A 14,037-nucleotide genomic window follows, 5' to 3' on the forward strand; every position below is an offset into this window, starting at 1 on the left:
CGATGTCCACGGCGAAACTGACCCTCGGCCCGATCCTGTTCCACTGGGACGCGGACCGGAAGCGCGATTTCTATGCCCGGATCGCGGACGAGGCCCCGATCGACACCGTCTATCTGGGCGAAGTCGTCTGTTCGAAGCGCAGCCCCTTCTTCGACCGCCACTATCCCGAGGTGATCGAGCGGCTCGAACGCGCGGGCAAGCAGGTCGTGCTGTCGACGCTGGCGGAGGTGGTGCTGCCGCGCGAACGCCGGGCGATCACCGAATTGTGCGCGCAGACCGATTATCCGGTCGAGATCAACAACGCCGCCGGCCTGTCGGCAGCCAGCGGCCGGCCGCACCGCATCGGGCCGATGATGAACGTCTACAACGAACGCTCGATGGCGTATCTCGCGCGCGCCGGGGCGGCGCATTTCACCTTGCCCGCGGAATTGCCGCGCGGCGCGGCCGAGGGGCTGGCGCGGACCGCCGCCGACCTCGGCGCAGCGACCGAGGTGCAGGTGTTCGGACGCGCTTCGCTGGCGGTCTCGGCCCGCTGCTACCACGCGCGCGCGCACCGGCGCACCAAGGACGATTGCCAGTTCGTCTGCGGCGAAGACCCCGACGGCATGCCGCTGCGTACCCTCGACGGCCAGGACATGCTGGCGATCAACGGCATCCAGACCCTGTCGCACAGCTATGTCAACCTGATCGCCGAGCTGGACGAGATGCGGGCGATGGGCATCGACCATTATCGCCTGATGCCGCACGGCGTCGACATGGTGGCGGTGGCGACGATCTTCGCCGACCGCGCCGCCGGGCGCACCGATGCCGCGCAGGCGGCCGAGCGGATCGAGGCCCTCGATATCGGGGCGCCCTTTTCCAACGGATTCTGGCACGGAATCGCCGGGCATCGCTATTGGCCGGCCCGGCTGCACGCCGCCTCGACCTGACGAAAAGGCGGCGACGGGAAAGAGCGAAAACGACCGGCGCGCGGCGTCCGGGCGGCCGCGCATCCTGCACTTGATTCATATCAATCGGACGGCGATTTGCGATTGCGAAAGCCGCCCCGTTGGGCGAGCGGCAGGGAGAAACATGCCGCGGGAAAGCCGATCATGACGAAGCGCGCGATGCTGTCGAAGGACCACCCCTGCCGCAGTTGCGACGTCAGCGCCGAGGCCCTGTGCCGCGCGCTGGATGTCGAGACGCTGGCCGATTTCCGCAACCAGGGGGGCCGGCTGCACCTGACCGCCGGGCAGACGCTGTTCCACCAGGGCGACCCCGCCGACTGCGTGTTCAGCCTGACCAGCGGCGTCGTCAAGCTTTACGCGATCCTGTCGGACGGACGCAGGCAGATCGTCGCCTTTCTGTTCCCGGGCGATTTCGTCGGCTTCGAGACGCAGCAAAGCCACGGCTTCGCGGCCGAGGCGATCGGCGACACGACCCTGTGCCGCGTCCTGAAGCGGCGGTTCGAATGGTTCGTCGATCATTATCCGGCGCTGGCCGAGGCGCGCTATCGGCGCGCGGCCGCCGAACTGGCCATCGCGCAGGAAAGGATGGTGACGCTCGGCCGCCAGACCGCGGCGGAACGGCTCGCGGGCTTCCTGTCGGATATTCAGCGCCGCGCCGGATTCCGCGGCCGCGACGGGGCGAACCTGGTTCCGCTGCCGATGAGCCGGGGCGATATCGCCGACTATCTGGGGCTGACCAAGGAAACGGTGAGCCGCGAACTCACCAACCTGCGCAAGGCGCGGGTCATCCGCTCGCATTCGCTGACGCTGATCGAAATCCTCGACCCGCGCGGAATCGGCGCGCTGGCCTGCGGCCTCGCCGCCTGACCCCGGCCGCAGGCCCCGCGTGACGCTCCGCGCGGGGCGTCAGGCCCGGCCGGTCAGCCGCATCGCGAATAGCCGCACTCGAGGCATTTGTCGCAGCCTTCGGTGCGCTGCACCGCCGCCGCGCTGCATTGCGGGCAGATCGCGGGAACCGCGACCCGCGCCTTGGCCGGGGTGCCGTCGACCGGATCGGGACGCGGCCCCTCACGGCCGCTGAGCGCCTCCAGATGCCGCTCGAACAGGTCGCCGATCGCCGCGAGGAGGGACGGAACGTAACGGCCCCCCATCCACGCTCCGCCCCGCGGATCGAACACCGCCTTCAGTTCCTCTGCGACGAAGGCGATGTCGCCGCCGCGGCGCAGCACCGCGGATATCATCCGGGTGAGCCCCAGCGTCCATGCATAATGCTCCATATTCTTGGAATTGATGAAGATCTCGAACGGGCGCCGCGTCCCGCCGCTATCGATGTCGTTGATCGTGACGTAGACGGCATGGGCGCTGTCGGGCCATTTGATCTTGTAGGTCGTGCCGTGGAGCGATTCGGGGCGCGGCTGCAATTCGGCCTCGGCCGCGGGCGCGGCGGGCGCCGCCGGGGCGACGCTCAGCACCGATCCGGTCGTGTCGTTCGGGCGATAGGTCGTCAGCCCCTTGCAGCCGAGCAGATAGCCCTCCGAATAGATGTCGACGAAGGCCTCGAAATCGATGTCCTCGGGGCAGTTGACGGTCTTGGAGATCGAGCTGTCGATGAAGGGCTGCGCCGCCGCCTGCATCGCCAGATGGTCCGACGGGTCGAGCGACTGCGCGCTGACGAACAGCGCGTCGGGCGGCGCCTCATCGCCCTTCACCTGCTTCCACACGCGATAGCCGTGGTCCTCCACCGCCTCCTCATGCGTCGAACCGTCGGCCTGGCGGACCTTGCGGCTGTAGCTGTAGGCGAAGACCGGCTCGATGCCCGACGAGACGTTGCCCGCGAGCAGCGACGTGGTGCCGGTGGGCGCGATCGAGGTCAGGCAGCCGTTGCGCAGGCCGTTTTCCGCGACCAGCGCGCGGGTCGCTTCGTCGAGCGAACGCAGGTTCGGCCGGTCGAGGATCGCCGGATCGTAGAGCGGGAACCGCCCCTTTTCCGCCGCCAGATGCGCGCTCGCGCGATAGGCGGCCTGCTTGATGGTGCCCAGCCAACGCTGCGTCAGCGCGATCGCGTCGGCCGAGCCATAAACGGTGTTGCAGAACAGCAGCGCATCGGCGAGCCCGGTGACGCCGAGCCCGATGCGACGCTTCGCCTTCGCCTCGGCCTCCTGCTGCGGCAGCGGATAGCGCGAGATGTCGATCACATTGTCGAGGAAGCGGACCGCGGTCGCGGTCAGCGCCGACAGTTCCTCCTCGTCGAGCGCGGCATGCGCCGAAAAGGGCTGCGGGACCAGCCGGGCGAGGTTGATCGAGCCGAGCAGGCAGGCGCCATAGGCGGGCAGCATCTGTTCGCCGCACGGGTTGCTCGCCAGGATATCCTCGCAATAGGCGAGATTGTTCTGCTGGTTCACCCGGTCGATGAAGATGACCCCCGGTTCGGCGACGTCGTAGGTCGCCTGCATCAGCCGCCGCCACAGGTCGCGCGCGCCGACCGTGCGATGCACCGCCCCGCCGAAGACGAGCGGCCATTCGCCGTCGCAGGCGAGCGCCTTCATGAAGGCGTCGCTGACCAGCACCGACAGGTTGAAATTGCGGAAGCGCGCCGGGTCGCGCTTGGCGTCGATGAACGCCTCTATGTCGGGATGGTCGATGCGCAGGCACCCCATCATCGCGCCGCGCCGCTGGCCCGCGGCCATTATGGTGCCGCACATCGCGTTCCAGCTGTCCATGAAGCTGAGCGGACCCGATGCCTGTGCGCCGACGCCGCGAACCGCCGCGCCGGCGGGGCGGATGGACGAGAAGTCCATGCCGACCCCCCCGCCCTGCTGCATCGTCACCGCCGCCTCGCGCAGATGCTCGAAGATGCCGTCGAGATCGTCGGGAATCGCCCCCATCACGAAACAGTTGAACAGCGTCACGTTGCGCGCCGTCCCCGCCCCCGCCAGGATACGGCCGGCGGGAATGAAACGGAAATCGCTCAGCGCCTCCAGAAACTCCCGCTCGCGGCGCGCCTGTTCGGCCGGCGCCTCGTTCGCGGCGATGGCGCGGGCAACGCGCGTCCATGTCGCCTGCACGCTGTCGTCGCCGCCGCCCTCGGTCGGCTGAAAGCGATATTTCTTGGTCCAGATCTGCTCTGCCAGTGATGTGTCGAACATGCCGCATTCGCCCCTTGGCTGTTGGAAGCAAAGAGTAGGGTGTTTCGCTCCGGCCGAAATTGATCCAGCGCACTTCCGACATAAAAAGCGGCGATCGCACCGTCGGCGCACAGTTTATTATTGCGAATCGTTCGCAAATATTATATCGGGAACGGACACCCCCGCAAAGGAAGGCAAGGCCATGGCTGCGCTTCGTCCGGTTTCCCCGATCGCCGACCTGTCCGACCCCGGAGCGACGCTCGTTCCGGCGGCGCTGCGATGCTGGCGGGCGGCGCGCGACGCCGGCGCGCCGGTGCAGCAGCGCCTGCACAAGCTGTTGGCGCCGGCGCGCGGCGCGATGCTCGCCCCGGCATTCGACAGCCTGCTGATGCTGTACGAACTGGCGCTCGGCCGCCGCCTCGTCGCCGGCCAGTCGGCGGCCTTGTCCGCCGACGAGCGGATGCTGCTCGGCCTGCTCGACGGGGCGGGTGTCCAAGGCGGGCGGTTCGCCGATACGGGGGCCGTGGCCGCAATGCTCGACAGCGCGGTGCGTTCGACCCGCGTGCTGCTGGCGCGGGCGCGCCGGGGTTTCGGCGGAGCCGCTCTTCCCTGCTGACCCCGGCTTGCGCACGGCTATCCGGGACCGAAACCCGGCGAATGGTAACGTCGATTGCGATAGGCGCCATTTCGAGCCTATCATGCGGCATGTCCGGAAAACCTCCCTTCAAGATCAAGATCCAGTTCCTGTGCGGCGACGAAATCGCGATGGGCCCCGGCAAGGCCGATCTGCTCGAAGCGATTCAGGACCATGGTTCGATTTCGGCGGCCGGCCGCGCGCTGGGCATGAGCTATCGGCGCACCTGGCTGCTCGTCGACGTCATGAATCGCTGCTGGAACGAGCGGCTGGTCCAGACGGTGGCGGGAGGGAGCCATAATCGGGGCGCCCGGCTGACCGATACCGGACAGCAGGTGCTTGCCGCCTATCGGGCCATACAGGCGTCGGCACGCGCCAGCATCACAGGGCCGTCGTGCGATCGCCTGGCCGGGATGATACGGTCCGAACCGCTTCCCGCGGCACATCAGACCGAGACCTCATAATCGCTTGCCGCAAGCCGTATCGGGCCGCGCAAGCCGCGGATCGGTGCGGAACCGTTCGTCGGTCAGGCCATGCAGGAAAGCGACGAGCGCCGCGATGTCCCGATCGGCCAGGGGGATCGGATGGCGCCGGATGGCGTCCTCCAGGCTGGTCGCCGTGCCGTCGTGCCACCACGGGCCGGTGATCGCGACGTTGCGCAGCGATGGCGTGCGAAAGCGCCCGCGATCCTCCTCCAGCCCCGTTTGCTCGACCAGCCCCGCGTCGGACGGAGCAGGATCGCCAAGCCGATGATAGGCGGCGTCGGTCAGGTGCGGACCCGCGTGGCACGAACTGCACCCGCTGGTCCGAAACAGGCGCTCGCCTTCCCGCTGCGGCCCGGTCAGCGCGGCGGCGTCACCGCGGCGGAAGCGGTCATAAGGCGCATCGGACGAAATCATCGTCCGCTGGAACGCGGCCAGCGCGGCGACGATGTTGGGAAGGGTGATTCGGGAATCGGGGAAGGCTTTGGCGAACGACCGGCGATAGCAGGCATCCGCCTTCAGCCGCCGCGCAAGCTCCGCCTCCCGTCCCTTCATCCCCATCTCGACGGGATTTTTGCCGAGCAGCGGGGTCAGCGCCTGGATTTCGAGGCTGGTCGCACCGGGGTCGGCATAAGTCAGCCGCGGCAGCCAGGCGACATTGGCGAGGCCCGGCGCGTTGCGCTTGCCCGCATGATCGCCGACGCCCGACCGCGTCGCGACGCTGTCCGCGAAGCCGTGCCGCTGCTCGTGACAGCTCGAACAGGCCAGCGTCCCGTCGCTCGACAGGTCCGCATCATAGAAGAGCCGTCGGCCGAGCTCGACCTTGGCGGCGCTCATCGCATTGTCGGCGGGCACCGGTGGCGGATCGAACCCGGTGTCCTGCGGCCATTGCCAGCCGGGCGCGACGGCCGCGACGAGCAGTAGCGCCGCCGCGGCCCACAACCGTCTCACGGTTGCGGCGTGACCAGCAGGGTCAGGCTGTCCGAACCGTTCGCCGCGACCTGAAGCGTATAGGTGCCGGGGGTCAGGCGATAGTCGACCATCTTGCGGACCCCCGAACAGGCCGGGCCGTGGCCGTGCGCGACCGACCGCATCGCTTTGCCGTCCCGGACCACATCGACCCAGGCCGCCGACCCGAGCGCGACGCGCCAGACGCCTTCGCGGGCGACCGTGAAGCGGAACAGCCCGCCATAGCTGACCGTTCCCCCCGGCTTTTCGGGGCGGACCGGATAGGCGACCTTCGGCGTCGGCAGCAGCGTCGCGCGGACCGCAGCCCCCGGCTTCAGCGCAGCCTTTGCCGCGGTCTTCGCATTCCCCGCCGCCTTCATCGCGTCGGGCGTCCGCCAATCGGCGAGCGAGGCGGGCAGCGCCGCCGGCGGCTTTCCGGCACAGGCCGGATCGGCGCCGGCCGAGGCCTGCGCCAGCGCGCTGCCGGCGGCCAGCGGGAGAGCCAGTGGGAGAGCAAGGGAAAATAAAAGCAGAGAAGGGCGCATCACATCTTTCCTCCGTGCGATATCACTATATATGGCCGTATATAGTGATTCGGTGAGAAAAAAAGGGGTAAATCATGCGGACCATACTCTCCCTCCTGCTGTCGGCAGGCTGCCTCGCGACCTCGCAGGCACAGGCCCAGGACCAGAATGCGCCGGATACCGGCGACGATCGCTTCGCCCTCGGGCAGATCGTCGTCACCGCGCCGCGAAGCGAAGGGATCGGCATCGACGGCGAAAGCCTGTCGCGCGAGGCGATCTACAAGTTCAACCGCACCGCGCTCGACGATGCGATCAACCTGATGCCCGGCGTCGTCGCGGGCAACAGCGGCGGCACGCGCAACGAACGGCTGGTGTTCGTCCGCGGTTTCGACCGGTTCCAGGTGCCGCTCTCGATCGACGGCATCCGCGTGTATCTGCCCGCCGACAACCGGCTCGACTATGGCCGCTTCCTGACCACCGACATCTCGGAGGTGCAGGTGGCGAAGGGCTATGCGTCGGTGCTCGACGGGCCGGGTGCGATGGGCGGCGCGATCAACCTCGTCACGCGGCGCCCGACCAAGGCGCTCGACATCGACGTGCGCGGCATGGTCACGTTCGACAACGACGCCGATTATGCCGGCTATTCGGCGTCGGCGCTGATCGGGACGCGGCACGAGCGCTGGTATGCGCAGGCCAGCTATGCGCGCAGCTTCACCGACCATTGGGATCTGCCGGACAGCTTCACGCCGATCGTCCCGACGCTCGAGGACGGCGGCGAGCGCGATTTTTCGCGGACCCGCGACTGGCGCGCCAATGTGAAGCTCGGCTTCACGCCGGACGAAAGCGACGAATATGCGATCAGCTACACGCGGCAGGACGGATCGAAGAACGCGCCGCTGCACGTCAGCGACCTCGTCAACACGCCGCGTTTCTGGACCTGGCCGAAGTGGGAAATCGAATCCATCTATTTCCTGTCGACCACGGCGCTCGGCGACCGCGCGACGCTCAAGACGCGCGCCTATTACAACCGCTTCGATTCGATGCTGCGCTCGTTCAACGACCGCACCCAATCCACGCAGAGCCGCCCCTTCGCATTCGACAGCCCCTATTTCGACAAGGCCTGGGGCGGGTCGGCGCAGCTCGATTTCCGGATGAGCGACGCCGACACGCTGCGGCTTGCCTTCCATTACCGTCACGACAAGCATGTCGAGGCGCAGACGAGCTTCTCGACGGCCGGCGTGCCGTCGACCGAGCCGCGGCAGACGCAGACCGAAAACACCTTCTCCATCGCGCTCGAAAACGAGCTTGCCCTGACGACGGCGCTCCGCTTCACGGTCGGCGGCAGCTTCGACTGGCGCGACCTCAAGCGTGCCGAGGAGTTCGGTTCGCCGCTCGGAACCTCGGGCACCCCGGCGGTCATCTATCAATATCCGCGCCGCGACGCCGACGCCTGGAACCTGCAGGGCCGGTTCGACTGGGATGCGGGCGACGCGTTGACGCTGCACGCCAGCCTGTCGTCGCGTGCGCGCTTCCCGACGATCTTCGAGCGCTTCAGCCAGCGGTTCAACACCGCCATCCCCAACCCCGAACTGAAGGCCGAACGCGCGACCAACGCCGAAATCGGCGGAAGCTGGACGGCCGGCGGCGTGCGGGTCGACGGCGCGCTCTTCTACAGCTGGGTCGACGAAGCGATCTTCGGCGTCCTGACGCCGGGCTACCCGTGCACCGCATCGACCACGCCGCCCGCGACGCCGACTCCCGGCTGCGTGCTCACCAACCTCAACCAGAGTCGGAACGTCGGCAGCGGCGAATATTATGGCGCCGAAGCGTCGCTGTCGGCGACGCTGGCGCCCGGACTCGACCTCGGGGCCAACTACACGGTCATCAAGCGCGACCTGTCCTATGCCGCCAATCCGGGGTTCCGGCCCACCGGGGTGCCGACGCACAAGGGCCTGATCTATGCCGACTGGGCGCCGCTGGCGGGCCTGCACGTCCAGCCGAGCGTCGAGATCGCATCGAGCCGCTGGACGCTGTTCACCGCAACGCCCGCATCGCAGCCGGCGCGCTATTACCGCACGGGTTCCTATGTGAACACGGCGCTGCGCATCGACTATGCCGTCACCGAGAAGATCGAGGTCGGCGTCGGCGCGCGCAACCTGTTCGACGAGGAATACAGCCTGACCGACGGCTTTCCTGAGCCGGGGCGTTCGCTCTATCTGACGCTGCGCGCCCGCTATTGATCGGGGTTCTCTCGCGCTCCTATCTATCGGGCGCGATGAAGAAGAGGGCGCCGAAAGGGCGGTCCGACGTGACGTCGGCGGCGGACCATTCGAATGTCGTCGGGGCGGTCTTTCGGGCCGCCGCGGGACAGAAGGCGACCATGTTGGCGGCGGCGCCCTTGTCGACCACCAGGCGATAGTGGGCGGCCCGGCCGTGCCGGCCGGCCGGTGCGGCCGCGCCGTGGGTGATCGTATAGAGTTCGTAGGCCGGATGGCGGAAATAGGCCCGGCGCAGCGCGTCGTCGATGCAATAGGTCCGCGTCGCCGGGCCGCCGGGCGCGATCTCGGGAAATTCGGCGGAATTGATGTCGCTCCAGTAATCGGCGACCGGGACATAGCGGATCTCGACCCGCGTATCCCCCGGCTCGAAGCGCTGATCCCATTCGAAATCCGCCTGATAGCTCCAGTCCGCGGTGTCGAGCACGAGCAGGCCGTCGGCGTCGAGCATCGCCTGGGTGCGGGCCGGAAGGCGACGCCACGGCGCCTCTTCGTCCAAATGGTAAAGCAGGGGCACGGCGGCATCGAGCAATTGCCGCGTCACGTCCCTGCCCCGATGCAGCGCGCGCCCGCGACCGGAGAGCGCCAGCGGCGCGCCGTTCACGCGCACCGACAGGTCCAGATAGTTGAGCGGGCGCCGGTCGGCGGCAAGCCCGGTGACCTCGCCCGTCCCGTCGAGCCCGATGGCGTCGGGGCTGGCATCGACCGGCATGGCGGGCAGCACGAAGCGGAAATGCACGGTCCGGCGCGTCGATGCATGGAAGACATAGACGAGCCGGATCGAATCGAGCGCGACGTGCGTTTCCTGCCGTTCGACACGCATGTCGGCCGGCAGGTCGAAGGCGGGTCCTTCGGCGGCATAGCCGACGCCGCGTCCGCCATCCTCCGCCCCGGCCGGCGCGGCGACCGCCGCCAGCGCGATCGCACCGCCGACCGCGATCCATCGGGCATGGGGCATTCGCTTTCCTCCGCATCGATCGGCGCCACGGGTTCATCGTAGCGCCTTCGCGGTCCGCCGTCGCGGACGGGGCGGAACCCGATGCGGACGCACCGGCACGGCCCCTCTCCCGTGAGGCGGAGGCCGCGAGTGCCGTAAAATCCCATGCCGGTTCCGCATGGTCCATGACAGCGGACGATCCCGCGCCCATGGTCGGCAGACGCGAGGCCAGAGTTTAGCGGGGGAATCGAGATGCATGGCAAGCCGCACCGAACGACGACGTGGTACAGCGCGGCGCTGGGAATCGCGGCCTGCGCGGGCCTGACCCTCTCCGGCTGCGGCGGCGCGCCCGACGTGCAACTGCCCGCCGACCGGACGGAAAGCGCCTCGCTCTGCTATGGCGCCACCATGGCGCTGGCGCAGGAAAAGATCGGCAAGGGGTCCGTCCCGCTCGACACCGCGAGCCAGGCGCTGCATTTCGCGCTGCTCGCCGGGACGGACGGCGACCTCGACGACCCGGCCAGGGTCGTCGCCAGGATCGAGCGCATCGGCACGCACGACAAGGGATTGCAGGACAGGTTCGTCGCCGACAAGAATGCCGCAAGCTACACCGACCCCTGCGCCAAGGCGTTCCCGGAAACGCAGGCGAACGCGTTCAAGGGCCTGCCGCCCGATACCCGCGACACGCGCATCCAATGCTATGTGCTGTCGACCGTGGTGCTTCAGATCTTCGCGCAAAGCGATATCGCGCCCGATACCCGCACCGCGACCTGGGTCAAGCTCAACGGCCAGCTCGAGCAATTGTCGAACAGCGAAGTCTATCCGGCGGAGGATGACGACCATATCGGCGAGATCGCGATGCGCGCGCTGGCCAAGGCGGTGCGGCTGGGGCCGCCGGTCGCCGTGATGGCGGCATGCGGCGACCGCTATCTGAAGGATTGAGGCGCGCGAACGGGGCGCGGCCATGACCTATACGACCGTCTATGACATTGCGAATGACAGCGTGGGCTTGCAGTTCCCGCTGATCGGGCTGGCATTCATCATTGCCGGCGCGGTGATGAAATGGGGTTTCGGCAAAGCGGGCTGGACCAGTTATCCGCTTATGGCGATCGGCGTCTTCACAGTCCTCGCGTCGGGTGCGGTGCCGTGGTGGGATTACCGCCGCGTCACGCAGGCGGTGGCGAACGGAGAGGCCCGGCAGGTCGAAGGGCCGATCCATGATTGGCGCCTGGAACGTGTGAGCAGGAAGCGCAAGAGTTCGGACGCCCATGCTTACAGCCATTACGAATATTTTTCCGTCGGCCCCGTCGCGTTCCGTATCAATTGGGGCGCGTTGGAAGCGGGCTTCGCCAATCGCGGCAGCACCGAGGAGAAACCGGCGGTCCGGCTGGCGAACGGGATGGCCGCGCGCATCCGGTATGTGCCGATCGACGGCCCCGACAAGCCGCCGCGCATCGTCCGCATCGACCTGGGCGCCAGCAGCCCCGCCGATGCCGTGCGACAAGGCGGAGGCGGCGTCGCCTTCCGCATCGTGCAGGGGCGCATCGCCGACGAAGCGAACATCCTGTCCGCCGACAGCAAGGCGCGGCTCGATGCGGTATTGACGGCCTTCGACCAGCAAAGCGGACATCCGCTGGTCATCGTCACCACGCCCTCGCTCGGCGGGATCGACATTGCCCGTTTTGCCGCGACAATCGCCGACCGCCGCGGCATGGCGGACAGCGGCATCCTGTTGCTCGTCGCGCCGAACGAACGGCAGGCGCGGATCATGGTCGGGCGCGAGCTGTCGGACCGCCTGCCCGACGCCGCCGCGCAGGCCATCATGGACAGCGTGATCCTGCCCCGCTTCCGGCGCGGCGACATCCCCGGCGGAATCGAGGCGGGCGCGGTTGCCATCACCGGCCGGGTGACGGGCGGCGAGACGCGATGAGCCGGCTGTCGAGCCCGCCGGTGATCGTCGCCGCGCTGCTGCTGCTCCTCGCGGGCGCGGGCGCGCTGGGCTGGCTGTGGCTGCGCGACGGCCGGATGACGCCGACCGCGATCGTCATCCTGTTCCTGCCGGTCGCGCTGCTGATCGCGGGTATGACCGCGTGGGGGACCGACCGTTCGCAGATCGGCATCACGGCCTGGGCGCTCACCATGTTCGGGGCGCTCGTCCCCGCTGTTTACGTGATGCAAAGCGGCCCCGATAACTGGTTCGCGCAATGGCGGTTCATGGTGGCCTTCGGCGTCGCCTATTTCGCGATCATGGCCGTTTTCATGCTGTGGCTCGCCGCCTGGACGGCGTGGGTGCCGCCCGCGCCCGGCGCCATGCCGCTGCCCGAGCATCGCCTGAAGCGGCGGATCGAATCGCTGGCAAATGCCGGGCTGAACCTGCGCGTCGAGCGCCCGGCGGACCAGCCGCAGCAATTGCTGGTGACGCGCGACTTTCGGGGCGGCAAGCGGACGATCGGGGTGCGGCTGACCTTCGTTTCCGCCGGTCATTGCGTGCGGGCGCGCGAGGTGTCGCTGGTCCGCGGCGACAAGCCGATGAACGCCGGCGAGGCGCGGATGAGCAGCAGCCTGCGCCCGCGCGACGGCACGCACCCCGACGCCGACCTGATCTATGACGCCAGCCTGACGCTGACCCCGCCGAGCGAAGTGATTCGGCGCCGCATCGCCCCGCGCATCGCCGACGATCGCGTCGAGATCGCGGGCGACGGCGAAGCCGCGGCAGACCCCGCCAATCTGGCGCATGTGCTGACCGAGGTGGTCCACCAGTCGGGATGGGGATGGCAAGGCGTGTTCTTCGACTGGCAGCGGAGCTGCCGTTAGGGCGTCGGGCCGTAAATCCGCCTATCGTTCCGTTCGTGTCGAGCGAAGTCGAGACACTTGTCGGCCTTGCGCCACGCTGATGGGTGTCTCGACTTCGCTCGACACGAACGGGAAATGGATGGCATTCAACCCGCGCCGCGCAGATCCGACGGGGTCATGCCGAAGCGGCGGCGGAAGGTGCGGTTGAAATAGGACAGGTCGCCGAAACCGCAGGCATAGGCGACCGCCGCGATCGTTCGCGGCGCCTGCCCCGGATGCAGCAGCAGACGATGGGCGCGGTCGAGACGCTCGCCCAGCACATGCGCCGAAAAGCTGCTTCCCTCATCCTGGAACAGGCGGCGGACATAGCGCGGGCTGATCCCGGCGCGCGTGGCCACGCCCACGATGTCGAGACGCGGATCGCACGAGCGCGTCGCGATGTCGGCCTTGATCGCCCGCAGCCGCGCGGCCTTGACGCCGGGCCGCTCCGGCGCGCCATCTTCGGCTGCCGTGGCGGCGACCGCGCCGATGAGGTCGCGGATATGCCCGGCCGTGAGCGCCGCCGCCACGCCCGACGCCGCGTCGGCGCGCAGGCGCAGCATGTCGACATAGGCGTGGAGCAGCCCCAGCAGATCGCTTTGCCGCGGGACGACGCGCATCGCCAGATCGTCCGCCCCCGACAGAAGCGCGCGCAGGTCGTCCTGCGCCACCGCGATGTTGGTGAAACGGCATCGCTTCCGACACTGGATGGTACTGACCTCTCCGCCGCGCACGAAGATCGAGTCGCCGACCGCCAGCACATGCTCGCGCCCGCGCTGGCGCAGTTCCAGCGGCGCGTCGGCGGTGATCAGATAGAGCATCTCGACCGGATCGGCGGCAATCAGGCGGTGCGTCCGCGTGACCTGCACCGGCGATGCGGAAACCGAGGCATAGGCGGCCCCCGGCAGCGCGCACAATGTCCCTTCGGCGTGAAAGGGCACGTTCCGGGCCGGTTCTATGTCGAGCCGGACCATCGCCTGCCCGAATAGCTCGCGCCACATCGGCAGCCGCTCGCGCTCCGGCACCGAGGCGGTGGACAATATCTGGGAAAAACCGGTCGCGTCCATGTCCCCCTCCCGTCCGGCGCACCGTATCGCCGAAGTGCCGTCTGGTCCACCTCGCGTTCCTTCTGGTCCGAGACAGGCTTTCGCTGTCCATGGCATCACGGTGGGACAGGGAGACTCCGATGCGCGAACATCCATTGCCTGATCCGACGCCCGCCGCCCCCTCGCAGGCGCCCGGACGCTGATGCGGGAACGGGTGCGTCGACAGCGACCCGTCGGCGTATCTGCTGGCCGGACAGGGGGACACTGCCGATCGGCTTCCCTCCAC

13 protein-coding genes are annotated in these 14,037 nt (G+C 68.4%); 8 read left to right on the top strand and 5 right to left on the bottom strand.

Annotation, left to right across the window (positions count from 1 at the left end; genetic code table 11):
• Nucleotides 1-2: 2 nt before the first annotated feature.
• Together ubiV and C3E99_RS14865 are read left to right on the top strand one after the other, a co-directional pair.
• Entirely contained in the window at nucleotides 3-929 is a 927-nt protein-coding gene (gene ubiV / locus C3E99_RS14860) for a ubiquinone anaerobic biosynthesis protein UbiV (protein ID WP_234002683.1), read from the top strand.
• Between the two features lie 162 nt (nucleotides 930-1,091).
• A complete protein-coding gene (locus C3E99_RS14865) occupies nucleotides 1,092-1,814 on the top strand; it encodes a cyclic nucleotide-binding domain-containing protein (protein ID WP_067108159.1) in 723 nt (240 codons plus the stop codon).
• 53 nt (nucleotides 1,815-1,867) lie between these two features.
• Here C3E99_RS14865 and C3E99_RS14870 read toward each other — a convergent pair whose 3' ends face one another.
• A complete protein-coding gene (locus C3E99_RS14870) occupies nucleotides 1,868-4,093 on the bottom strand; it encodes an adenosylcobalamin-dependent ribonucleoside-diphosphate reductase (protein ID WP_076077135.1) in 2,226 nt (741 codons plus the stop codon).
• Between the two features lie 181 nt (nucleotides 4,094-4,274).
• On the opposite strand from C3E99_RS14870, the gene C3E99_RS14875 reads away from it, so the two are divergent.
• Nucleotides 4,275-4,688, top strand: coding sequence for a hypothetical protein (locus tag C3E99_RS14875; RefSeq protein WP_104960013.1), 414 nt, complete (start codon nucleotides 4,275-4,277; stop codon nucleotides 4,686-4,688).
• Between the two features lie 89 nt (nucleotides 4,689-4,777).
• Nucleotides 4,778-5,170 (top strand): winged helix-turn-helix domain-containing protein, encoded by a 393-nt coding sequence (locus C3E99_RS14880; protein WP_076077140.1) that lies wholly within the window; start codon nucleotides 4,778-4,780, stop codon nucleotides 5,168-5,170.
• Here the strand turns inward: C3E99_RS14880 and C3E99_RS14885 are convergent.
• Complete coding sequence (locus C3E99_RS14885; RefSeq protein ID WP_076077143.1) at nucleotides 5,165-6,139, bottom strand: cytochrome-c peroxidase; 975 nt, start codon at nucleotides 6,137-6,139, stop codon at nucleotides 5,165-5,167. The two genes, C3E99_RS14880 and C3E99_RS14885, sit on opposite strands and share 6 nt — an antisense overlap.
• A complete protein-coding gene (locus C3E99_RS14890; protein WP_234002684.1) occupies nucleotides 6,136-6,681 on the bottom strand; it encodes a hypothetical protein in 546 nt (181 codons plus the stop codon). Before C3E99_RS14890 ends, C3E99_RS14885 begins: the two co-directional genes overlap by 4 nt.
• A gap of 74 nt (nucleotides 6,682-6,755) precedes the next feature.
• Between C3E99_RS14890 and C3E99_RS14895 the strand changes: the two genes are divergently transcribed.
• Nucleotides 6,756-8,900, top strand: coding sequence for a TonB-dependent receptor plug domain-containing protein (locus C3E99_RS14895; protein ID WP_234002498.1), 2,145 nt, complete (start codon nucleotides 6,756-6,758; stop codon nucleotides 8,898-8,900).
• A gap of 19 nt (nucleotides 8,901-8,919) precedes the next feature.
• Here C3E99_RS14895 and C3E99_RS14900 read toward each other — a convergent pair whose 3' ends face one another.
• Nucleotides 8,920-9,894, bottom strand: coding sequence for a DUF4424 family protein (locus C3E99_RS14900; protein ID WP_076077151.1), 975 nt, complete (start codon nucleotides 9,892-9,894; stop codon nucleotides 8,920-8,922).
• A 231-nt stretch (nucleotides 9,895-10,125) separates the two neighbouring features.
• Between C3E99_RS14900 and C3E99_RS14905 the strand changes: the two genes are divergently transcribed.
• The 3 genes from C3E99_RS14905 to C3E99_RS14915 are packed head-to-tail and all read left to right on the top strand — an operon-like array spanning nucleotide 10,126 to nucleotide 12,687.
• Complete coding sequence (locus C3E99_RS14905) at nucleotides 10,126-10,815, top strand: hypothetical protein (protein WP_076077153.1); 690 nt, start codon at nucleotides 10,126-10,128, stop codon at nucleotides 10,813-10,815.
• A gap of 22 nt (nucleotides 10,816-10,837) precedes the next feature.
• Nucleotides 10,838-11,803 (top strand): TPM domain-containing protein, encoded by a 966-nt coding sequence (locus C3E99_RS14910; protein WP_076077156.1) that lies wholly within the window; start codon nucleotides 10,838-10,840, stop codon nucleotides 11,801-11,803.
• Entirely contained in the window at nucleotides 11,800-12,687 is an 888-nt protein-coding gene (locus tag C3E99_RS14915; protein ID WP_076077159.1) for a hypothetical protein, read from the top strand. The genes C3E99_RS14910 and C3E99_RS14915 overlap by 4 nt, the downstream gene beginning before the upstream one ends.
• Nucleotides 12,688-12,812: 125 nt before the next feature.
• On the opposite strand, the gene C3E99_RS14920 is transcribed toward C3E99_RS14915, so the two are convergent.
• Nucleotides 12,813-13,772: a helix-turn-helix transcriptional regulator gene (locus C3E99_RS14920; RefSeq protein WP_076077161.1), complete on the bottom strand. Its 960-nt coding sequence runs from the start codon at nucleotides 13,770-13,772 to the stop codon at nucleotides 12,813-12,815.
• Nucleotides 13,773-14,037: the final 265 nt, after the last annotated feature.

Origin of the sequence: Sphingopyxis sp. MG (assembly GCF_002953155.1) — a bacterium.
Classification (GTDB): Bacteria; Pseudomonadota; Alphaproteobacteria; order Sphingomonadales; family Sphingomonadaceae; genus Sphingopyxis; species Sphingopyxis granuli.